General features: G+C 44.7%; 19 protein-coding genes and 1 other RNA gene. 14 read left to right on the top strand and 6 right to left on the bottom strand.

Translation table 11 applies throughout. The annotated features are described in order from the left end of the window. The first annotated feature begins 16 nt into the window (after positions 1 to 16). Together tboX and yvbW are read left to right on the top strand one after the other, a co-directional pair. An RNA gene (tboX, locus tag BSU_misc_RNA_56) (T-box riboswitch controlling synthesis of an amino acid transporter) lies at positions 17 to 252 on the top strand. Positions 253 to 320: 68 nt separating this feature from the next. Next, a complete protein-coding gene (gene yvbW, locus BSU_34010; protein NP_391281.1) occupies positions 321 to 1,664 on the top strand; it encodes a putative leucine permease in 1,344 nt (447 codons plus the stop codon). Between the two features lie 40 nt (positions 1,665 to 1,704). On the opposite strand, the gene cyeB is transcribed toward yvbW, so the two are convergent. Next, the gene (cyeB, locus tag BSU_34000; RefSeq protein NP_391280.1) at positions 1,705 to 2,622 is read right to left on the bottom strand and encodes a cysteine and O-acetylserine efflux permease; all 918 of its coding nucleotides are present in this window, start codon (positions 2,620 to 2,622) and stop codon (positions 1,705 to 1,707) included. Between the two features lie 99 nt (positions 2,623 to 2,721). On the opposite strand from cyeB, the gene yvbU reads away from it, so the two are divergent. Further along, entirely contained in the window at positions 2,722 to 3,600 is an 879-nt protein-coding gene (gene yvbU / locus BSU_33990; RefSeq protein NP_391279.1) for a putative transcriptional regulator (LysR family), read from the top strand. Between the two features lie 156 nt (positions 3,601 to 3,756). Continuing rightward, positions 3,757 to 4,767: a putative alkanal monooxygenase gene (gene yvbT, locus BSU_33980; RefSeq protein ID NP_391278.1), complete on the top strand. Its 1,011-nt coding sequence runs from the start codon at positions 3,757 to 3,759 to the stop codon at positions 4,765 to 4,767. Between the two features lie 48 nt (positions 4,768 to 4,815). On the opposite strand, the gene araR is transcribed toward yvbT, so the two are convergent. Continuing rightward, positions 4,816 to 5,904, bottom strand: coding sequence for a transcriptional repressor of the ara regulon (LacI family) (araR, locus tag BSU_33970; protein ID NP_391277.2), 1,089 nt, complete (start codon positions 5,902 to 5,904; stop codon positions 4,816 to 4,818). A gap of 203 nt (positions 5,905 to 6,107) precedes the next feature. Between araR and araE the strand changes: the two genes are divergently transcribed. From araE to eno, 7 genes are all read left to right on the top strand, one after another. Continuing rightward, complete coding sequence (araE, locus tag BSU_33960) at positions 6,108 to 7,502, top strand: arabinose-related compounds permease (protein NP_391276.1); 1,395 nt, start codon at positions 6,108 to 6,110, stop codon at positions 7,500 to 7,502. Between the two features lie 297 nt (positions 7,503 to 7,799). Then, positions 7,800 to 8,822: a transcriptional regulator of gapA gene (cggR, locus tag BSU_33950; protein NP_391275.1), complete on the top strand. Its 1,023-nt coding sequence runs from the start codon at positions 7,800 to 7,802 to the stop codon at positions 8,820 to 8,822. Between the two features lie 46 nt (positions 8,823 to 8,868). Then, complete coding sequence (gapA, locus tag BSU_33940; RefSeq protein ID NP_391274.1) at positions 8,869 to 9,876, top strand: glyceraldehyde-3-phosphate dehydrogenase (NAD-dependent, glycolytic); 1,008 nt, start codon at positions 8,869 to 8,871, stop codon at positions 9,874 to 9,876. Positions 9,877 to 10,192: 316 nt separating this feature from the next. Then, positions 10,193 to 11,377: a phosphoglycerate kinase gene (gene pgk / locus BSU_33930; protein ID NP_391273.1), complete on the top strand. Its 1,185-nt coding sequence runs from the start codon at positions 10,193 to 10,195 to the stop codon at positions 11,375 to 11,377. Positions 11,378 to 11,407: 30 nt separating this feature from the next. Continuing rightward, a complete protein-coding gene (gene tpiA, locus BSU_33920) occupies positions 11,408 to 12,169 on the top strand; it encodes a triose phosphate isomerase (protein ID NP_391272.1) in 762 nt (253 codons plus the stop codon). Continuing rightward, positions 12,162 to 13,697, top strand: coding sequence for a phosphoglycerate mutase (gene pgm, locus BSU_33910; RefSeq protein ID NP_391271.1), 1,536 nt, complete (start codon positions 12,162 to 12,164; stop codon positions 13,695 to 13,697). Before tpiA ends, pgm begins: the two co-directional genes overlap by 8 nt. Before the next feature lie 29 nt (positions 13,698 to 13,726). Continuing rightward, positions 13,727 to 15,019, top strand: coding sequence for an enolase (gene eno / locus BSU_33900; RefSeq protein ID NP_391270.1), 1,293 nt, complete (start codon positions 13,727 to 13,729; stop codon positions 15,017 to 15,019). Positions 15,020 to 15,063: 44 nt separating this feature from the next. Here eno and yvbK read toward each other — a convergent pair whose 3' ends face one another. Beyond that, positions 15,064 to 15,531, bottom strand: coding sequence for a putative N-acyltransferase (gene yvbK / locus BSU_33890; protein ID NP_391269.1), 468 nt, complete (start codon positions 15,529 to 15,531; stop codon positions 15,064 to 15,066). A 119-nt stretch (positions 15,532 to 15,650) separates the two neighbouring features. Here yvbK and yvbJ point away from each other — a divergent pair, with 119 nt between their 5' ends. After that, entirely contained in the window at positions 15,651 to 17,468 is a 1,818-nt protein-coding gene (yvbJ, locus tag BSU_33880; RefSeq protein ID NP_391268.1) for a hypothetical protein, read from the top strand. 35 nt (positions 17,469 to 17,503) lie between these two features. Here yvbJ and yvbI read toward each other — a convergent pair whose 3' ends face one another. Next, the gene (gene yvbI / locus BSU_33870) at positions 17,504 to 18,202 is read right to left on the bottom strand and encodes a hypothetical protein (protein ID NP_391267.1); all 699 of its coding nucleotides are present in this window, start codon (positions 18,200 to 18,202) and stop codon (positions 17,504 to 17,506) included. Positions 18,203 to 18,333: 131 nt separating this feature from the next. Then, on the bottom strand, positions 18,334 to 18,948 hold the full coding sequence (yvbH, locus tag BSU_33860) for a hypothetical protein (RefSeq protein ID NP_391266.1): 615 nt from the start codon (positions 18,946 to 18,948) through the stop codon (positions 18,334 to 18,336). A 149-nt stretch (positions 18,949 to 19,097) separates the two neighbouring features. Between yvbH and yvbG the strand changes: the two genes are divergently transcribed. Further along, positions 19,098 to 19,733, top strand: coding sequence for a putative integral membrane protein (gene yvbG / locus BSU_33850; protein NP_391265.1), 636 nt, complete (start codon positions 19,098 to 19,100; stop codon positions 19,731 to 19,733). A 17-nt stretch (positions 19,734 to 19,750) separates the two neighbouring features. Here yvbG and opcR read toward each other — a convergent pair whose 3' ends face one another. Beyond that, positions 19,751 to 20,308, bottom strand: a complete 558-nt coding sequence (opcR, locus tag BSU_33840) for a negative transcriptional regulator of choline uptake systems (protein NP_391264.1) — start codon at positions 20,306 to 20,308, stop codon at positions 19,751 to 19,753. Positions 20,309 to 20,571: 263 nt separating this feature from the next. Here opcR and opuCA point away from each other — a divergent pair, with 263 nt between their 5' ends. Continuing rightward, positions 20,572 to 21,714, top strand: coding sequence for a glycine betaine/carnitine/choline/choline sulfate ABC transporter (ATP-binding protein) (opuCA, locus tag BSU_33830; RefSeq protein NP_391263.1), 1,143 nt, complete (start codon positions 20,572 to 20,574; stop codon positions 21,712 to 21,714). Positions 21,715 to 21,734: the final 20 nt, after the last annotated feature.

The following is a 21,734-nucleotide window of genomic DNA, read 5'->3' as shown; positions in this document are numbered from 1 at the left end:
GAGTTTTTCAGAAAACTAAAACACATAGATTGGGAGCAGTAAAAGAAAGTGATCAGAACAGAGAGCTGCGGGGTGGTGCGACGCAGCCTGATTCTTCTTTGAACTCGCCCGGGAGTGGTAAGACGGAACGGAATAGATTGAATATTCCCTATGTTTTAACGGCTAACCTTCGTTACAGGTCAAAAGCAGGATTCTTCATGAAGAATCAACAAGAGTGGTACCGCGGTCAGCCGAAGGCTCGTCGTCTCTTTATCTATTAGATTAGGTAGGAGACGGCGGGCTTTTTTGTTTTTGAAAACGAGAAGGAGAGGTAGAAGAGGATGAAAAACGACAATCAAACGTTAAAACGCACGATGACGTCCCGCCATATTATGATGATGGCGCTGGGCGGAGCAATCGGCGCAGGTTTATTTAAGGGGAGCAGCTCAGCGATCGATGTGGCAGGGCCATCTGTCATTATCGCATACCTGCTCGGCGGGATTATTTTGCTGTTTATTATGCAGGGGCTGGCGGAAATGGCTGTTCGAAACCGTAACGCCAGAACCTTCCGTGATCTTGTCCAGCAGGTATTGGGAAATTACGCTGCTTACTTTTTGGACTGGATCTACTGGAAAATGTGGGTGCTTAACATTGCGGCTGAAGCTGTTGTAGCTGCGATTTTCATTCAATATTGGCTGCCGGGCTGCCCGATCTGGGTGTTGGCATTAGGAATTTCTCTTATCGTCACGATTGTAAACTTGCTTTCTGTTAAAATCTTCGCCGAAACTGAATATTGGCTGGCAATGATCAAGATTACCGTTATTATTATCTTTATTATTCTGGGATTGCTGCTCTTATTTGTATCATTCGGTGATCATACAGCATCCGGATTTTCCAACCTGACAGACCACGGCGGATTTTTCCCGCACGGCGGCACAGGGCTGATCACGGCGATGCTTGTCGTCATCTACTCTTACGGCGGTACAGAAATTATCGGTGTAACGCTTGCAGAGACAAAAAATCCGGAAAAGGTTGTCCCGAAAGCTGTCCGCAGCACACTGACACGGATTGTCGCGTTTTACCTGCTGCCGTTTTTCATCATCGTCAGCCTGATTCCATGGAACCAAGTCAATTCCGTTCCGGAAAGTCCTTTCGTGATGGTCTTTAAAATGGTAGGCATTCCGGGCGCGGATCATATCATGAATGCAGTCATCCTGCTGGCGATCATTTCTTCTATGAATTCAGGTTTATACGGATCATCACGCATTTTGTATACACAGGCAAGTGACGGAAGGCTTCCAAAGGTCTTCTCGAAGCTTTCATCGAAAAACGTACCGATGTTTGCGATTCTGATGTGCACTTCTTCTCTCTATATTGGCGTATTGATTTCTCTGTTCGCAGGAAGCCAAACATTTAATTATTTAATGGGATCATTGGGATATACCGTTTTATTCATTTGGCTGATCATCGGATTCGCTCATTTAAAATCGAGAAAACAGCAAACGGAAACACCGGCCTATTATGTAAAATGGTTCCCGTACACGACATGGTTTGCGATTGTGGCATTACTCGCCATTCTGATCGGGGTCATCATGACAACATCAATTGTCATTACCGGCATTACTGCGGCGATCTACCTTTTGATTACAGTTGCATATTTGGTCAAAGGACGCAAGCATCAGTAAATAAGAAACCCTCTTGCCGCATCCGGCAAGAGGGTTTTTATTATTGTGCAGCTTTCTCGTTTATACCAATCGCCGCAGCTTTCTGCGCTTTTGATTTTGTATTCACGAGACAGATGCTCGTGACAATCAGCAGCAGCCCTGCCAAGAGGCTAAGGGTGAGCGGTTCATGCAGGAAAATGGAGCTGGCCACGATTGATATGAGCGGAATCAAAAAAGTATAAGATGCGACCTTGCTTGCTTCTCCTGAACCGACAAGCGTAAAAAAGACAAGCCAGCCGAGTGCGATAACGAATACGGAGATGAACAGCAGGCTCGTAATAAACGGAGCTGTCCATTGGATCGCCGAAAAGCTTTCTGTCCAAAAGCCGGAGATAAGCAGAAACACGCTTCCGATCGTCAGCTGCAGAGCGACCATCCAGATGGAATCGACGCGGCTGCCTGTTTTTTTCATATATACTGTCCCGAGCGCCCAGCTGACTGCGGAGCCGAGAGCCAGCAGAACCCCAATGACAGAAATATGCCCGCCAAAGCCCGCAGCACTAATGACGGCTACTCCCGCAAAACCGAGGATGAGGCCAATCACTTTCATTACAAACATGGATTCGCCGAGCCACAGCCAAGAAAATACACCCATCAGAACAGGCTGGAAGAAGACGATTGCAGAAAACAGGCCGGCCGGAAGATAATTCAGCCCGATCGTTTGCAGGCCGTAGAATAATGTAATATTTAAAAGAGCAGAAACAAGATAAATCGGCCACGTTTCTTTTAAGCGTAATTTATGAATACGCGGCAGTGCGACTATGACTAATAAAAGCCCGCCGATCAGCGTTCGGATGCCCGCGAACAATAATGGCGGAGAATAGGCGAGCGCGGCTTTGGACAGCGGCCAATTGACGCCCCACATGATGACGAGAAATGCGAGCAGGAGAGCTGTCCGCGTTTTTGGGAGCTGCTTCATTGTTCATTCACTCCTTGTAGAACTTTTCCATCATATGATACGGTAGAACATAAGATAAATAAAATGAATCTTTTTTATAAGGAGCATAAGTAAATTGTTATGACCATTACTCAATTAAAGGTTTTTGTGAAAATAGCTGAAACGGGAAGCTTTACAAAAGCGGGTCAGGCGCTGAACATGACACAGCCGGCTGTCAGCCATGCGATTTCTGCGATCGAAGCTGAGCTTGATGTAAAGCTGATCATTCGTGACCGCCGCAATGGCCTGATGCTGACGGATACGGGAAAACAGATCTTAGTACACATCAGAGAAGTCTTAAAAGGCATTGAAAAAGTTGAGCAGGTAGCAGCAGCGGAAAAAGGGCTTGAACTGGGAACGATCCATATCGGCACATTCTCAACTGCCTCGGCTTATTTTATGCCGAAGCTGATCAGTGAATTTAAACAAAAATATCCGAAACTTGAGCTCGTGCTGCACGAGGGAACTGTAAATGAAGTCAAGGAGTGGCTTCATACGCGGATGATAGATGTTGGGATTCTTCTGTATCCAACAGAGGAGATGGAGTACATTCATTTGAAAAAAGACAAAATGGCTGTCGTGCTCAGGGACGATCACCCGCTTGCCAGTCATTCAGCCATTACGCTGAAAGATCTTGACCATGAACCGATGATCGTCTGTGACGGCGGCTATGAATCACCATTTATCGATATGTTCAGGCAGGCGGGTGCTACGCTGCACCCAGCTTTCACGGTCTATAACATCAACACCTCGATCAGTATGATCAGAGAAGGCCTGGGCCTGGCCATTTTATCAGAAATGTCCATGTCGGGGATGCCGCTGCCAGAGCATGTGGTGACCAGGGAATTGGACCCGCAGGTATACCGTGATGTGCAGCTTGCTGTTCCGTCGCTAAAGGAGGCTTCTCTGGCGGCTAAGCTCTTTATTGAGATGGCTAAGGAGTTGTTTGGAGCAGAATAATGTTCCAAACCGTTCGTTTTATATTGTTCGAATTTCATCGAATCAAATTCTTTTATTCCTGAATGCAGTTGTGTTATGGTGTGATAGAAGTTCTTTCAATCATGACCTGACAGCTTTGGGCTGTTTACTGATAACACATTTGCAAAGGAGAACAATATGTCTAACAACCAACGCAAAGATACCTTGCTTTCTGTCTTGAATTTATCTCCGGTTGTTCAGGGAGGAACGATTGCAGAATCATTCCGAAACAGCATGGACTTGGCGCGCCGGGCAGAGGAATGGGGCTATCACCGTTACTGGCTTGCTGAACATCATAATATAGAAGGTGTTGCAAGCTCTGCCACCGCAGTTTTGATTGGCCATATTGCCGGAGGCACGAAGAAAATCCGCGTCGGTTCCGGCGGCATTATGCTCCCCAACCACTCTTCATTAGTCATTGCTGAACAATTCGGCACACTGGAAACACTGTATCCCGGGCGGATTGATCTGGGGCTTGGACGTGCGCCGGGAACAGACCAATTGACAGCCAGAGCGCTCCGCAGAAACATCAACAGCGGGGAGGATTTTCCAGAACAATTAGAGGAACTGCGCAATTATTTTAAACCGTCAGGAAATGTGCGCAATCAAGTTCGCGCCATTCCCGGAGAGGGCATAGATGTGCCGATTTGGCTGCTGGGCTCAAGCGGCTTCAGCGCCCGTCTGGCTGGCGAACTTGGTCTTCCGTTTGCGTTCGCGGCCCATTTCTCACCGGCGAATACGGTTCCCGCTTTGGAGCTGTACCGCAATTCCTTCACGCCGTCAGACGTGCTCGACGAACCGTATGCGATGGTCGGTGTCACCATTATCGCGGCAGATACAAACGAGAAAGCGCAGCACCTTGCGACTTCCCATTATCAAAGGTTTCTTGATCTTGTCCGCGGTACGCCTAACCAGCTTAAACCGCCTGTTGAGGATATGGACCAAATCTGGAGCCCGTATGAAAAAGCGATGGTCAATGAGCAGCTGAGCTCCACGATTGTCGGAGGTCCGGAAGAAGTGAAGGCGAAGCTTGAAGATTTCGTCAAAACGACACAGGCTGACGAAATTATGGTTAACTCAGAAACCTTTGAACACGCAGACAGAATGCGTTCGTTTGAAATCATCGCTGACGTTTGGAAAAACAGATAACAGCTATAAAAAAAGCAATGTAGCGGGGAGACCCATACATTGCTTTTTTTATTCATTCAGTTTTCGTGCGGACTGGCGAATGATCAACTCAGGCTCAAATATGACATCCTCTTGCTTCGGCTTTTTATGCTCTAAGCAGTCAATGACATATTTGGCGGCTGCTTTTCCAAGCACTGATTTCGGATGTTTGACAGAGGTTAGTTTCACTTCTGAGATTTGGGCGAAATGTGAATCATCGTACCCGACAATAGACATATCCTCCGGCACTTTAAGATCCATCTCCCTCAGCATATCAATCACCTTCAGCGCAATTTCATCGTTATAACAAAGAATGGCTGTCGGCATGTGCTTGCTGTTTTTCTCCAGTGTGGCTTTTACTTTCTCCAGAAGTTTTGATTCTTTTTCTTCCGTTGTAAATGTCACGATCATATCCGGAGAAGGAAACAACTCACGCTCCCGGTGCGCCTGTATAAATCCGTTCATCCGTTTCACGCCTTGTGTGTCATCAGCTTTAAAAATACCCATCATATGCGTGTGGCCGAGAGAAAGCAAATGCTCCGCCGCCATCATCCCGCCTTTCACATCATCCAAGGTAAAACTTGGCGCGGCAAGCTCGGCATATGACGCGTTAATCATCGCAAAAGGAATGCCGTTTTTCTCCAAGTTCAGATAATAGCCGATGTTTGGGGTTTGAAGGGCGCTTTTTGTCGGTTCTACGATGAGTCCGTCAATATGCTGGGACAGCAGGTTTTCTAAGCCTCTTCTTTCATTGTCCGGGTTGTTGTTTGTGCTTGTCAAAAGCATAGAATACCCCTGCTCGCTTAAATAGGACTCGATTCCTCTGATGATGCTCGGGAAAATATAGTCTGATATGTAAGTTGTCAAAACACCGATCGTTTTATTGGAATGCAGCGCTGACTTAGCAGAGCGTGAAGCGACAAAGGTGCCTCCGCCTTGCACGCTGTACAGCAGACCTTGTGATACGAGGTCTCCGATCGCTTTGCGGATGGTATGCCGGCTGACGCCGAATTGCTGCATTAATTCGTTTTCGGTAGGGATTTTTTGATCGGGCAGTATTTTGCCTTGATTAATCCAAGAACTGATTTCTTCTTTTACTTGCGCGTATTTTGGTAACATATCCATTCCTCCAAAATGTATACGGACAAATTTCAGTATATCACAGCGTTCTTTGTAAGAAAACATTGACAGAAAATGCAAACAAGATTATTCTATATTTGTACGTACTAATTAAATGTAATTTTCGTTAAATTTTAATATAAGTACGTACAATTGAAGGTTTAAATGAAAACGCTTTACTCAACATTCGGGAGGGCAGGGAAATGAAGAATACTCCAACTCAATTAGAACCAAATGTTCCTGTAACAAGAAGCCATTCAATGGGATTTGTCATTTTGATCTCATGTGCGGCGGGGCTTGGCGGCTTATTGTATGGCTATGACACGGCAGTGATTTCTGGCGCCATCGGTTTTCTGAAAGATTTATACAGCCTGAGTCCGTTTATGGAGGGACTTGTCATTTCAAGCATTATGATTGGAGGAGTTGTGGGCGTCGGGATATCCGGATTTTTAAGTGACAGATTCGGCCGGAGAAAAATTTTAATGACAGCCGCTTTGTTATTTGCGATATCAGCAATCGTTTCAGCGCTTTCTCAAGACGTGTCCACCTTAATCATTGCAAGGATTATCGGGGGGCTGGGAATCGGGATGGGCTCATCGCTCTCTGTTACGTATATTACAGAAGCGGCACCGCCCGCTATACGCGGAAGTTTATCTTCGTTATATCAGCTCTTTACGATACTGGGTATTTCCGCAACATACTTTATTAATCTAGCTGTGCAGCGGTCCGGAACATACGAATGGGGCGTGCACACCGGCTGGAGATGGATGCTTGCTTATGGAATGGTGCCATCCGTCATTTTTTTCCTTGTCCTGCTCGTCGTCCCGGAAAGTCCGAGATGGCTGGCGAAAGCGGGCAAAACAAATGAAGCTTTAAAGATCCTGACACGTATTAATGGAGAAACTGTTGCAAAAGAAGAATTAAAGAACATTGAGAACTCTTTAAAAATAGAACAAATGGGGTCGCTCTCCCAGCTGTTTAAGCCGGGTCTCAGAAAGGCGCTTGTCATTGGAATCCTGCTGGCGCTGTTTAACCAAGTCATCGGCATGAACGCGATTACTTACTACGGGCCGGAAATCTTTAAAATGATGGGATTCGGGCAAAACGCCGGATTTGTGACGACTTGTATCGTCGGGGTTGTAGAAGTTATTTTTACCGTTATTGCGGTGTTGCTGATTGATAAAGTCGGACGAAAAAAACTGATGTCCATCGGTTCTGCTTTTATGGCTATTTTTATGATTTTAATCGGGACGTCGTTTTATTTTGAGTTAACAAGCGGGATCATGATGATCGTCCTTATATTAGGTTTTGTCGCTGCTTTCTGTGTCTCGGTCGGACCGATCACATGGATTATGATTTCTGAAATCTTCCCGAACCATCTGCGTGCGCGGGCCGCGGGCATTGCGACCATCTTTTTATGGGGAGCAAACTGGGCGATCGGACAGTTTGTGCCAATGATGATCGATTCTTTCGGGCTCGCCTATACATTTTGGATCTTTGCGGTGATTAACATCCTTTGTTTCCTGTTTGTCGTTACGATCTGTCCAGAAACGAAGAACAAATCGCTCGAGGAAATTGAAAAGCTTTGGATAAAATGAAAACGCTTTAATGAAACAGCCCTTTCTACGGGAAGGGCTGTTTATATTGGGATGCACCATTTGGCGCTTTCTGTATAAGATAAAGATATATAGGATAAAATATTGCTGGATAAAACGACGCGGCATGAAAACTCTGCGAATATTGTCGATGAATTGGCTCTTAACAGTTGAATAAACAATTCCACCCTGTTAAAATAATTAAAGAAAGCAGAAATGATTTTTTTTGGCTATGACGGGACGTTTTTTGTCATAGCGGGACATATAATGTCCAGCAAAAAAGGAAGGAACGTTTGAGTCATGAACCAGTTAATACAAGCTCAAAAAAAATTATTGCCTGATCTTCTGCTCGTTATGCAAAAGAGGTTTGAAATCTTGCAGTATATCAGGCTGACAGAACCCATCGGGCGAAGAAGCCTGTCTGCCAGTCTCGGAATCAGCGAGCGTGTGCTGAGGGGCGAGGTTCAGTTTTTAAAGGAACAGAACCTGGTCGATATTAAGACAAACGGCATGACATTGACAGAAGAGGGCTATGAACTGCTTTCTGTTTTGGAAGATACGATGAAAGATGTTTTAGGTTTGACTCTTTTGGAAAAGACATTAAAAGAACGTTTAAATCTAAAGGATGCCATTATCGTATCCGGAGACAGCGATCAATCCCCATGGGTCAAAAAAGAAATGGGAAGAGCGGCTGTCGCATGTATGAAAAAAAGATTTTCAGGCAAAAATATCGTCGCTGTAACTGGCGGTACGACAATTGAAGCTGTCGCCGAAATGATGACGCCGGATTCTAAAAACCGCGAGCTTTTGTTTGTGCCTGCAAGAGGCGGTTTAGGCGAAGACGTGAAAAACCAGGCGAACACCATATGCGCGCATATGGCGGAGAAGGCTTCAGGCACTTACCGGCTTTTGTTTGTTCCGGGACAGCTGTCACAAGGCGCCTATTCATCTATTATTGAAGAGCCTTCTGTCAAAGAGGTGCTGAACACCATTAAATCAGCGAGTATGCTGGTTCACGGAATCGGCGAAGCTAAAACTATGGCTCAGCGCAGAAACACGCCTTTAGAAGATTTAAAGAAAATAGATGATAACGACGCGGTGACGGAAGCGTTCGGCTACTATTTTAACGCGGACGGCGAAGTGGTTCACAAAGTGCATTCTGTCGGAATGCAGCTGGATGACATAGACGCCATCCCCGATATTATTGCGGTAGCGGGCGGATCATCAAAAGCCGAAGCGATCGAGGCTTACTTTAAAAAGCCACGCAACACGGTTCTCGTCACAGACGAAGGAGCCGCAAAGAAGTTATTAAGGGATGAATAATCCCTCAATATAAATATCTCTCACTTATTTAAAGGAGGAAACAATCATGGCAGTAAAAGTCGGTATTAACGGTTTTGGTCGTATTGGACGTAACGTATTCCGCGCAGCATTAAACAATCCTGAAGTTGAGGTAGTAGCGGTTAACGATTTAACAGATGCTAACATGCTGGCTCACCTTTTACAATATGATTCTGTACACGGAAAATTAGACGCTGAAGTTTCAGTTGACGGTAACAACCTTGTTGTTAACGGCAAAACAATTGAAGTTTCTGCAGAACGCGATCCTGCTAAACTTAGCTGGGGCAAACAAGGCGTTGAAATCGTAGTTGAATCTACTGGTTTCTTCACAAAACGCGCAGACGCTGCGAAACACTTAGAAGCTGGCGCGAAAAAAGTAATCATCTCTGCTCCTGCTAACGAAGAAGATATCACAATCGTTATGGGTGTTAACGAAGATAAATACGATGCGGCTAACCACGATGTTATCTCTAACGCATCTTGCACAACAAACTGCCTTGCGCCGTTTGCAAAAGTACTTAACGATAAATTCGGCATCAAACGCGGTATGATGACAACTGTTCACTCTTACACAAACGATCAGCAAATCCTTGATCTTCCGCACAAAGACTACCGTCGTGCGCGTGCAGCAGCTGAAAACATCATCCCAACATCAACTGGTGCTGCTAAAGCAGTTTCTCTAGTTCTTCCTGAACTAAAAGGCAAACTGAACGGTGGAGCAATGCGTGTTCCAACTCCAAACGTTTCTCTAGTTGACTTGGTTGCTGAACTGAACCAAGAAGTAACAGCTGAAGAAGTAAACGCAGCTCTTAAAGAAGCGGCTGAAGGCGACCTTAAAGGAATCCTTGGCTACAGCGAAGAGCCATTAGTTTCTGGCGACTACAACGGAAACAAAAACTCTTCTACAATCGATGCTCTTTCTACAATGGTTATGGAAGGCAGCATGGTAAAAGTAATCTCTTGGTACGATAACGAAAGCGGCTACTCTAACCGCGTTGTTGACCTTGCAGCTTACATCGCAAAAAAAGGTCTTTAATTTATAGCTGAAAAAGGACCTGACTTGGTTCTTTCGAATAGAAGCGCTATAATGAAAGCGGACAAGGGAAGGGGACGGACTCCCTTTCCCTTTTTCCATGAAGACCGGCTTTCAGAAAACGCTCTGTGATAGAGAAACGACCGCGTTTTAAGCAGCTTTGCCGGCGCTTTCGCCTAAGGCCGCTGCCCTGGCTTTTAGACGAACTGCCCTGTGCCGAAAAAGACTGCGATCTGCCCTAGCGGAGTTATCGCTTGAACAGACGGTTTCACGTTTTTCGTGCTGTATGCAAACCATTTTGAAGGAGGATCTCCTAGGCATGAATAAAAAAACTCTCAAAGACATCGACGTAAAAGGCAAAGTTGTATTCTGCCGCGTTGACTTTAACGTTCCAATGAAAGACGGGGAAGTAACAGACGATACACGTATCCGTGCTGCGCTTCCAACAATCAAACACCTTGCAGACCAAGGCGCAAAAGTCCTTCTTGCGAGCCACTTAGGCCGCCCGAAAGGCGAAGTGGTTGAGGAGCTTCGTTTAACTCCTGTCGCTGCACGTCTCGGCGAACTGCTTGGCAAAGAAGTGAAAAAAGCGGATGAAGCATACGGCGATGCTGTAAAAGCACAAATTTCTGAGATGAAGGACGGAGACGTTCTTGTATTGGAAAACGTACGTTTCTATCCTGGTGAAGAGAAAAATGATCCTGAGCTTGCAAAAGCATTTGCTGAGCTTGCAGATGTATATGTAAATGACGCATTCGGTGCTGCCCACCGTGCTCACGCATCTACAGCTGGAATTGCCGAGCATCTGCCAGCAGTTGCAGGTTTCTTAATGGAAAAAGAGCTTGATGTACTTGGAAAAGCGGTTTCCAATCCTGACCGCCCGTTCACAGCGATCATCGGCGGAGCGAAAGTAAAAGACAAAATCGGTGTAATCGAAAGTCTTCTTGATAAAGTAGACAACCTGATCATCGGCGGAGGTCTTGCTTATACTTTCGTAAAAGCGCTTGGCTATGAAGTCGGGAAATCTCTTCTTGAAGAGGATAAAATCGAGCTTGCGAAATCATTTATGGACCGCGCTAAAGAAAAAGGCGTTAACTTCTACATGCCTGAAGATGTACTCGTTGCAGATGATTTCTCTAACGATGCAAACGTGAAAATTGTGCCGATCTCTGAAATCCCTAGTGATTTAGAAGCAATCGACATTGGTACGAAAACACGCGAAACGTATGCTGACGTCATCAAAAACAGCAAACTTGTCGTGTGGAACGGACCAATGGGCGTATTCGAAATCGACTTGTTCGCTCAAGGAACAAAAGCGGTTGCGGAAGCATTGGCAGAGGCGAAAGATACATACTCTGTCATCGGCGGAGGAGACTCTGCGGCAGCGGTTGAAAAATTCGGCCTTGCTGACAAAATGAGCCACATCTCAACAGGCGGCGGCGCATCCCTTGAGTTTATGGAAGGCAAAGAGCTTCCAGGGGTAGCTGCACTGAACGATAAATAATCTCAAAACTGCTATAAGGAAGTGGAACAGATGAGAAAACCAATTATCGCCGGTAACTGGAAAATGAACAAAACACTCGGCGAAGCTGTCAGCTTCGTTGAAGAAGTGAAATCTTCCATTCCAGCAGCAGACAAAGCTGAAGCTGTTGTTTGCGCGCCAGCGCTTTTCTTAGAAAAGCTTGCTTCTGCTGTGAAAGGCACTGACCTAAAAGTCGGCGCTCAAAACATGCACTTCGAAGAAAGCGGCGCGTTCACAGGCGAAATCAGCCCGGTTGCTCTGAAAGACCTTGGCGTTGACTACTGCGTCATCGGCCACTCTGAGCGCCGTGAAATGTTCGCTGAAACTGATGAAACAGTTAACAAAAAAGCACACGCAGCTTTCAAACACGGCATTGTGCCGATCATCTGTGTAGGTGAAACGCTTGAAGAGCGTGAAGCCGGCAAAACAAATGATCTTGTTGCTGACCAAGTGAAAAAAGGCCTTGCTGGTCTTTCTGAAGAACAAGTTGCTGCTTCTGTTATTGCGTATGAGCCAATCTGGGCAATCGGAACAGGCAAATCTTCTACAGCGAAAGATGCGAATGACGTGTGTGCGCATATCCGTAAAACCGTCGCTGAAAGCTTCAGCCAAGAAGCTGCAGACAAGCTTCGCATCCAATATGGCGGAAGCGTAAAGCCTGCAAACATTAAAGAATATATGGCAGAGTCCGATATTGACGGTGCTTTGGTCGGCGGCGCGAGCCTTGAGCCACAGTCATTCGTTCAATTATTGGAGGAAGGTCAATATGAGTAAAAAACCAGCTGCACTCATCATTCTTGATGGGTTCGGATTACGTAACGAAACAGTAGGGAACGCAGTCGCTTTAGCGAAAAAACCGAATTTTGACCGCTATTGGAACCAGTATCCTCATCAAACTTTGACTGCTTCAGGCGAGGCTGTAGGTCTTCCTGAAGGGCAAATGGGGAACTCCGAAGTAGGTCACTTAAATATCGGTGCGGGACGTATTGTGTACCAAAGCTTAACACGCGTAAATGTTGCCATTCGTGAAGGAGAGTTCGAACGCAATCAAACATTCCTTGACGCGATCAGCAACGCGAAAGAAAACAACAAAGCCTTGCACCTGTTCGGTCTTTTATCTGACGGAGGCGTGCACAGCCATATCAATCATTTATTCGCACTGTTAAAGCTTGCGAAAAAAGAAGGGCTGACAAAGGTTTATATCCATGGCTTCCTTGACGGCCGTGATGTAGGTCCGCAGACAGCGAAAACGTACATCAACCAGTTGAACGATCAAATCAAGGAAATCGGTGTAGGTGAAATCGCCAGCATTTCCGGACGTTACTACTCTATGGACCGCGACAAACGCTGGGACCGTGTAGAAAAAGCGTACCGCGCAATGGCGTACGGCGAAGGCCCATCTTACCGCAGCGCCCTGGATGTTGTTGATGATTCATATGCAAATGGTATCTACGATGAATTCGTGATTCCATCTGTCATCACAAAAGAAAACGGTGAGCCTGTTGCGAAAATCCAAGACGGCGATTCTGTGATTTTCTATAATTTCAGACCGGACCGCGCCATCCAGATTTCCAACACGTTCACAAACAAAGACTTCCGTGACTTCGACCGCGGCGAGAATTATCCAAAGAACCTGTATTTCGTCTGCCTGACTCACTTCAGTGAAACAGTTGACGGCTATGTAGCGTTTAAACCGATAAATCTTGATAACACAGTCGGAGAAGTATTATCTCAGCACGGGTTAAAACAGCTTCGAATTGCAGAAACTGAAAAGTATCCGCACGTCACGTTCTTTATGAGCGGCGGCCGTGAAGCTGAATTCCCGGGTGAAGAGCGTATTCTCATCAACTCGCCTAAAGTTGCAACGTATGACTTGAAGCCTGAGATGAGTGCGTATGAAGTGAAAGACGCGCTTGTCAAAGAAATTGAAGCTGACAAGCATGACGCGATCATTCTTAACTTCGCAAACCCTGATATGGTCGGCCACTCCGGAATGGTTGAACCAACAATTAAAGCAATTGAAGCAGTGGACGAATGCTTGGGCGAAGTCGTTGACGCGATCCTTGCTAAAGGCGGACACGCTATCATTACCGCTGATCACGGTAATGCTGACATTCTGATTACAGAATCAGGCGAACCGCACACTGCGCATACAACAAACCCAGTCCCTGTGATTGTAACGAAAGAAGGCATTACGCTGCGTGAAGGCGGAATCCTAGGCGACCTTGCACCAACGTTATTAGACCTTCTTGGTGTTGAAAAACCGAAAGAAATGACAGGAACATCTTTAATTCAAAAATAATTTGAAAATCAAAAGGAGAGACAAAACTCATGCCATACATTGTTGATGTTTATGCACGCGAAGTATTAGACTCCCGCGGCAACCCAACAGTTGAAGTTGAAGTATATACAGAAACAGGAGCTTTCGGCCGCGCATTAGTGCCAAGCGGAGCTTCTACAGGTGAATACGAAGCGGTTGAGCTTCGTGACGGCGACAAAGACCGTTACCTTGGAAAAGGCGTGTTAACAGCTGTTAACAACGTAAACGAAATCATTGCTCCAGAGCTTCTTGGCTTTGATGTAACTGAACAAAACGCAATCGATCAGCTTTTAATCGAGCTTGACGGTACTGAAAACAAAGGCAAACTTGGTGCGAACGCAATCCTTGGCGTATCTATGGCTTGTGCGCGTGCTGCTGCTGATTTCTTACAGATTCCTCTTTACCAATACCTTGGAGGATTCAACTCAAAAACGCTTCCTGTACCGATGATGAACATCGTAAACGGCGGAGAGCATGCTGATAACAACGTGGATATTCAAGAATTCATGATCATGCCTGTAGGTGCTCCTAACTTCCGTGAAGCACTTCGCATGGGCGCTCAAATCTTCCACAGCCTGAAATCAGTATTAAGCGCAAAAGGCTTAAACACTGCTGTAGGTGACGAAGGCGGATTCGCTCCAAACCTTGGTTCTAACGAAGAAGCGCTTCAAACAATCGTTGAAGCAATCGAAAAAGCCGGCTTCAAACCTGGCGAAGAAGTTAAACTTGCTATGGATGCTGCATCTTCTGAGTTCTACAACAAAGAAGACGGCAAATACCATCTGTCTGGCGAAGGCGTTGTGAAAACATCTGCTGAAATGGTTGACTGGTATGAAGAGCTTGTTTCTAAATACCCAATCATCTCGATCGAAGACGGACTTGACGAAAACGACTGGGAAGGCCACAAGCTTCTTACTGAGCGTCTTGGCAAAAAAGTTCAGCTTGTTGGTGACGACCTCTTCGTTACAAACACGAAAAAACTTTCTGAAGGTATTAAAAACGGCGTAGGCAACTCTATCCTGATCAAAGTAAACCAAATCGGTACATTGACTGAAACATTCGATGCGATCGAAATGGCGAAACGCGCAGGCTACACAGCTGTTATCTCTCACCGTTCTGGTGAAACTGAAGACAGCACAATCGCTGACATCGCTGTGGCAACAAACGCAGGACAAATCAAAACAGGTGCTCCGTCTCGTACGGACCGTGTTGCGAAATACAACCAGCTTCTTCGCATCGAAGATCAGTTGGCTGAAACTGCTCAATACCACGGTATCAACTCTTTCTACAACTTAAACAAGTAATAAAAAGACCGCCGGGATTTTCTCTCGGCGGCTTTTTTATGCTTTCAGAGATCCAAATAAAGCCTTACCATATCGCGGCATTGAATCCCGTTTTCAAAAATGTCCTCATCATAATGTCTGAGAAAGAAATCGTGGTCGATCGCCTGAATGCGGAATCCGCATTTTTGATAGAGGGAAAGCTGATGAATGCTCGAATTCCCCGTTCCGATTTCAATCGTGTCCGCCCCCAGCTTCTTCGCTTTTTCGATGGCGTCAAGTACAAGCTGTTTGCCAAAGCCTTTCTTCTGAAGAGATTCTTTTACCGCAATATTTACAATTTCAACTGTTTGCGGCCTTGTTTTTAGCAATACATAAACCCCTGCAAGCTCATCACCGGCCCAAGCTGTGTAACATTCTCCCCTCTCAAGATATTCATCTACAATGTCTTTCGATGGATCGGCGAGCAGCAATAGATCATATAATTCGTCATTTGTTTCTTCTCCTAATTCAATCCTGAGCTTTTGCATATTCATTCCACCTTTTTAGTCTGATAGACATTTAATTTTTTCATTCGTTCCCAATTTCATTCTGTTTTATTATAAAATATGAAAAGCAGTAAATGTTATCAAATTAGTAGAATAGGAGGAAAGTCATGTTATTTTGTAAGAATTGCGGCTCCCAGAATAATGAAGGAGCCAAGTTTTGTAAACAATGCGGCACCCCGATCGGAGGGGGCAGCAAACAGGCAAATCAAGAAACAGCTAGCACTGCAGAAACGAGGCAGGCTCCGCGAAAACCGATCCCTAAGAAAACCATCATTTTATGGAGCAGCATTGCCGCGGCGTGCGTTATATTATTCGCCGCATATAAAACCGGAGCGTATTTTACTTCAAAGGATAGGTTAGTAGACAAGTTTGAACAGGCCGTAAATGATGGGGATCAGGACCAAATCGCGACTCTGCTTACACCGGTAAATGACAATCTTAAACTCACTAAAAATAATGTAAAACCGTTTCTTACATATTTGAAGGATCATCCAGACAAAAAAGATGAACTTTTTGCATCGCTGCGTGATGAAACAGCCCAGAAGGATATCGTATATGCGGAAAAAGACGGGAAAAGCCTGCTGGTATTTGACCATTATGACTTAAAGGTAGCACCTGTTTATTTTGAAGTGAGCAGCAATTATAAAAATACCGATCTATATGTCAATAAAGAGGAAGCCGGATCTGTAAAGAAAGCAGATCAAGCACAAACCCTTGGTCCGTACATTCCCGGCGAATATACAGTCTCAGCCAAACTGAAAAACGATGTCGTTGACCTTGTGAAAAAGGAAGACATTCAGGCGATTGGCGATAGCAGCTTTCGTGTTGATCTCTCATTGGAAGCAGACGATGTGACATTCAGCTTAGCGAATGACATCAAGAGCGGGAAGGGAGATTTGCTGATTAACGGTAAATCAATTCATAAAGATCCGTTCAAATCCGTAACATATGGTCCGCTGCTGACAGATGGATCAATGACAGCTTCAGTCGAGGCAGAATTTCCGTGGGGAAAAACAAAAACTGCCGGCGTTCCGATCGATGATAAAGAAATGGAGTTAACGTTAATTCCTGATCAAGATACACAGGAACAGATTATGAACACAATTGTCAAAACAACAAAACAATACTCCAAAGCTCTATCTGATGGGAATACAGCCCAGATGACAGAGGCAAGTGCCAATTGGAAGGCGGAGACGAAGGACACCGTCGATTCTATGAAAAGCGCGGATTCATACTTAAAAGATAGATACTTGGAAACTGATTTTGACCTGGACACATTTGCCCTCTCTCAGAAAAACGACGGAACGTGGCAGGTATCGGTAACAGGAAAAGAACTTCACCAGTCTTCTTCGTATAACGACTATACAAAGTCTGAAATGACTGACGACAGTCCGAGTTATGAATATCTTCTTTCATATGATAAAAAACAGAAAAAGTGGATTTTCGAAGATGCAGAATCAACATTCGAATCTGCAGGCACAAATATAAAGAAAATCAAAAATGATAAACCAGAGACATACACTTCCGCCTGGGCTGGCTCGAAAAACAAAGGCAGTGAAAGCTCTGCAAGCGGCGATGTTACAGATGAACAAGTGACATTATTTATGGGCAGTTATCTGCAAAGTCAGGCAGATGCCGTGAATCAAAATAATTTCTCACTGATGGAAGACAGCCTTGAAAAAGGCAGTTCCCTTTATTCCGACCAGCAGCATCTCGTGTCGAAATTAAATAAAGAGGGGACAACAGAAGACTTTAATAACTATGAAGTGAAAAGCTGGAGCCAAAATGGGTCGGCTATCACGATTAAGACGTATGAAGAATTCTATATCACAAAATCAGGCGGCAGTCCAAAGCTCAGAACATATAACTGGACCTACACCGGCGTAGTGAAGAACGGAAGAATTTACTTAACGTCTATTCAATAAAACAACCCCATCACCAGCAGGTGATGGGGTTGTTTTTAAAAGAGCATATAACGGAAAATTTCTTTGACATAGTGTTCGATAATAAGCTGAAATGTAACGCAGATGATCAGATAAATCACAATCGTTGAGTAAATGAAATCAACCTTCCCTTTATATGAATGCTGGTAACTGCTCAGCATCGCAGGAGGAATGGCGAAGAATGCACCGATTAAACCAACGGCTAATATGGTAAAGCAAATGTCTGTATGTAATAAAAAGAAGAAAAGGGCAAGAATCAAAATAGCCGTAAAAGGAATAAGAAATGCTCCGAATCTTGAGAATGAATCCTTGAAAGACACTTGGTTTCCCGCGATTTTCAGGGCGAAAAAGATGCATGCATGCAGGCCAAATAGAAATAAAATAAAATAAATGGTTGGCTCTAAGAAGATTGCTGTAAAGCTTACGCTTCCGGGACCGTCTGAAAAAAGAATATAAAACATCAAAGGGGTCAGCAAACTGAAAAGAACCATCGTAATGATTGCGCTGATCAGCTGTTCTCCGCCTGTTGCTTTACATTCCTGATAAGGGCGTTTCAGGACGGATAAGACAAATGAACCGAACTGTTTTGCTGCTTGCTTTGCAGCGGCTCCAGTTTGAGCTGCATGCTGGTGGCCTGATTGACCGGGGAGCGGTGATCCGCATTTCTCACAAAAATTTCCGCCATCTGTTTGATGGCCGCATTGAGGACAATACATAAAATAACTCCTTTATCTGTAATATAGGGAAAATAGACTAATAGTTTTATTATAAAAGAAAAAAGTTGTAAAGTAATCAATATTCATACAAAAAAAGACACGAGCACGATAGCAGCTGTGTCTTTTTTTATCTAGTTATTAATATATTTCTCAAATACATCCCCAAAATCCTTAATATGATACTGCGAGCGAACGGATGTCAGCCAAGTGAATCCGAATTCGGTCAGCTCTTTGTATTGCGTTTCAATATTGACGTGCTCAGGGCGGGTATGGTGAAGAATCGTCACTGCTTTATCTAAGCTTTGCTCCGCTTGATTGATTAAAATGTCATTTTCATAGGTTGTTTCAGCGATGCGAAGCAGTGCTTTATAAAGGTCTTTTAACTTTTCAATCTGGTCTTTGTGGACATCAATGTCGAATTGTTCACCGCCCAGCTTGAACTTAATTTCAACATCCAAATCCACTTTTCCGGCAGTTTCAAGAAAAACGTCAGAGATTTTATATTGCGAATAAGGATAGCGTTTCAACGTTCGTTTTGAGGAAGTGGCGCGTTCGCCGTCCACATGGATCAGGGCCAGGTTCGTAAAGCAATACTCGTCTGCTTTTGTTTTAATCAAGAAATAAATTTTCTCATTATCTTCATGCATGACATAGTCATCTGCGTCTGTTTTGTCATAGTCCTGAGGTTCGATAATTTTTCCGATATCAGATAAGCCCAAGGCATCTGCCGCAATTTTTTTGAACATCTGTATACGTCCTTCCTATTCAATTTGTCACTTCATTGTAGCATGGCGCGTTTCTGACAGGCTATAAAGGTTTACCGGGAAATCGCCTCCGGGTAAAAGGGTGGAGAATCATTCTATTTCCTGTGCAGAGACTATCAACAAGGAGGTATATGATGTTCTCATTTATCGTTCACGTCTTCATTTCTTTATTCGCAGTATCGAATCCGATCGGAAACGTACCGATATTTCTGACGCTGACAGAAGGCTATACTGCAGCGGAAAGAAAAGCGATTGCCCGGAAGGCAGCTATTTTATCCTTTTTTATTCTCGCAGCTTTTTTGGTTTTCGGTCATCTTATCTTTAAACTGTTTGATATCAACATTCACGCGCTCCGAGTGGCGGGCGGCATATTCATTTTCGGCATTGCCTATAATCTATTGAATGCGAAAGAATCGCACGTGCAATCTCTTCACCATGATGAACATAAGGAAAGCAAGGAAAAAGCGGATATATCAGTCACACCTTTATCCATTCCGATCATTGCTGGGCCCGGAACGATTGCAACAGTGATGAGCCTTTCCGCCGGACATAGCGGCATTGGTCATTATGCGGCTGTCATGATCGGCATAGCCGCCGTTATTGCCCTGACCTTTCTCTTTTTCCACTATTCTGCTTTTATCAGCAGCAAACTCGGAAAAACCGAGATGAATGTGATTACCAGACTGATGGGATTAATCTTAGCCGTGGTTGCGGTCGGGATGATTGGTGCCGGGCTGAAAGGCATGTTTCCGGTCTTAACTTCATGATGCAAAAAGCAGCTCTCTTATTTTAGAGAGCTGCATTCTTTTGTTTTCGGCACATACCGAAAGACTTCCTCACTCTCAAAAAATTCAATCAACCTGCTCAGCCAATCATAGTAATGAAGCCATTCTTTTAATTCATTCAGCAGCTGATTGACTTTCTCTTCCGCTTCCGGGGTAAGCCCGTCCCTTTGTAAAAGATCACTCAGCTCCCGGTTTAATTTTTTATACAGCACTTTGTTTTTGCTCACGACCTTTGTCCAATTCGCCGCAAATAAAGAAATGAAGGTTTGATAATAATCCTGCTCGACGTCATAAAGGTCTTTTCGTACGCCTTTTTCAAACACCTTTTCGGCGATATTGGCATCGATCATTTCCCGGACAACCTGGCTCATCCGTGTTTTGCTCATGCCCGTTGCCTCAGAGAGCTCGCTTAAGGTCATTGGTTTTCGATTCATATAAATAATTCCGAGCACACGTCCGACAGTTGAAGGCATTCCAAACGTATGCATATTTTCGGCAATCTTCTCAATGAGATGCTCTTCAGCATGTTCAATGATGTCGAGAGCGGTTTTTTTCACAGCTGATCATCCCTTCAAATGGCAATTGATGGTGTCAATATATCATATTTCTTCCTGGTGTTGAAAATAGCTGAATGCAGAGGAAGTGGGAGGTATCCGGAGTAATTGTAAGAACACCCTTTCCGTCTCGGTCATAACAATAAATAATCTATAAATAACATATAATTTCAACACATTGTAAACTTTTTATTTTACAAAGTTCAAACTATAATAAGGATTATACTTTTCAGAAAATTTAAAGGAAACCTGCGGAGGTGCACGGATTGCTGAAATTGGAACAAGTGTCAAAAGTATATAAAGGCGGCAAAAAAGCTGTGAACAGCATTGATTTAGATATTGCAAAAGGTGAATTTATCTGTTTTATCGGCCCGAGCGGCTGCGGAAAAACGACGACGATGAAGATGATCAACAGACTGATAGAACCATCGTCTGGAAGGATCTTTATCGACGGAGAAAATATTATGGAACAGGACCCGGTTGAGCTGAGGAGAAAAATCGGCTATGTGATACAGCAGATTGGTTTGTTCCCCCATATGACCATCCAGCAGAACATCTCACTCGTACCAAAGCTGCTGAAATGGCCTGAGGAAAAACGGAAAGAACGGGCGCGCGAGCTGTTAAAGCTTGTGGATATGGGCCCAGAGTATTTAGACCGTTATCCGCATGAGCTCAGCGGCGGACAGCAGCAGAGAATCGGCGTGCTGCGCGCCCTGGCAGCGGAACCCCCTCTCATTTTAATGGATGAACCGTTCGGAGCGCTTGATCCGATTACGCGTGATTCCCTTCAGGAAGAATTCAAAAAACTGCAGAGAACCTTAAACAAAACGATTGTGTTTGTAACCCACGATATGGATGAAGCGATTAAGCTTGCTGACAGGATTGTGATATTAAAAGCGGGAGAAATCGTTCAAGTCGGCACACCTGATGAGATTCTTCGAAACCCGGCAAATGAGTTTGTTGAAGAATTTATCGGGAAAGAGCGCCTGATTCAGTCAAGACCGGATATCGAGCGGGTAGAGCAAATGATGAACAGAACGCCGGTGACGGTATCTGCGGACAAAACGCTTTCTCAGGCGATTCAGCTGATGAGAGAAAAACGTGTTGACTCGCTGCTCGTTGTGGACCGGCAAAACGTGCTGAAGGGCTATGTTGATGTGGAAATGATTGATCAAAACCGCAAAAAAGCGAGCATCGTTGGCGATGTATACCGTTCAGATATATATACCGTTCAAAAAGGGGCGCTTCTTCGCGATACAGTCCGAAAAATTTTGAAGCAGGGGATCAAGTATGTTCCGGTGGTCGATGAACAGAACCATTTAGCAGGGATTGTGACAAGAGCGAGCCTCGTTGATATCGTATACGATTCCATTTGGGGCGACGAGGAAAACCAGCTCATGACGATCTGACCAGGGGAGGAGCTCTTTTA

This window comes from Bacillus subtilis subsp. subtilis str. 168, assembly GCF_000009045.1.
Taxonomy (GTDB): domain Bacteria; phylum Bacillota; class Bacilli; order Bacillales; family Bacillaceae; genus Bacillus; species Bacillus subtilis.
The sequence above is the reverse complement of the archived record's forward strand: the minus strand, read 5'-3'. Positions and strand labels throughout refer to the sequence as shown.

Bases quoted from the DNA above. Each gene is read 5' to 3' on its own strand.
- gapA (NP_391274.1), top strand. From the start codon at position 8,869: ATGGCAGTAAAAGTCGGTATTAACGGTTTTGGTCGTATTGGACGTAAC.
- pgk (NP_391273.1), top strand. From the start codon at position 10,193: ATGAATAAAAAAACTCTCAAAGACATCGACGTAAAAGGCAAAGTTGTA.
- yvbT (NP_391278.1), top strand. From the start codon at position 3,757: ATGTCTAACAACCAACGCAAAGATACCTTGCTTTCTGTCTTGAATTTA.
- yvbU (NP_391279.1), top strand. From the start codon at position 2,722: ATGACCATTACTCAATTAAAGGTTTTTGTGAAAATAGCTGAAACGGGA.
- yvbH (NP_391266.1), bottom strand. From the start codon at position 18,948: ATGTTCAAAAAAATTGCGGCAGATGCCTTGGGCTTATCTGATATCGGA.
- cggR (NP_391275.1), top strand. From the start codon at position 7,800: ATGAACCAGTTAATACAAGCTCAAAAAAAATTATTGCCTGATCTTCTG.
- cyeB (NP_391280.1), bottom strand. From the start codon at position 2,622: ATGAAGCAGCTCCCAAAAACGCGGACAGCTCTCCTGCTCGCATTTCTC.
- araR (NP_391277.2), bottom strand. From the start codon at position 5,904: ATGTTACCAAAATACGCGCAAGTAAAAGAAGAAATCAGTTCTTGGATT.
- yvbW (NP_391281.1), top strand. From the start codon at position 321: ATGAAAAACGACAATCAAACGTTAAAACGCACGATGACGTCCCGCCAT.
- pgm (NP_391271.1), top strand. From the start codon at position 12,162: ATGAGTAAAAAACCAGCTGCACTCATCATTCTTGATGGGTTCGGATTA.
- yvbJ (NP_391268.1), top strand. From the start codon at position 15,651: ATGTTATTTTGTAAGAATTGCGGCTCCCAGAATAATGAAGGAGCCAAG.
- araE (NP_391276.1), top strand. From the start codon at position 6,108: ATGAAGAATACTCCAACTCAATTAGAACCAAATGTTCCTGTAACAAGA.
- eno (NP_391270.1), top strand. From the start codon at position 13,727: ATGCCATACATTGTTGATGTTTATGCACGCGAAGTATTAGACTCCCGC.
- yvbI (NP_391267.1), bottom strand. From the start codon at position 18,202: ATGTATTGTCCTCAATGCGGCCATCAAACAGATGGCGGAAATTTTTGT.
- tpiA (NP_391272.1), top strand. From the start codon at position 11,408: ATGAGAAAACCAATTATCGCCGGTAACTGGAAAATGAACAAAACACTC.
- yvbG (NP_391265.1), top strand. From the start codon at position 19,098: ATGATGTTCTCATTTATCGTTCACGTCTTCATTTCTTTATTCGCAGTA.
- yvbK (NP_391269.1), bottom strand. From the start codon at position 15,531: ATGAATATGCAAAAGCTCAGGATTGAATTAGGAGAAGAAACAAATGAC.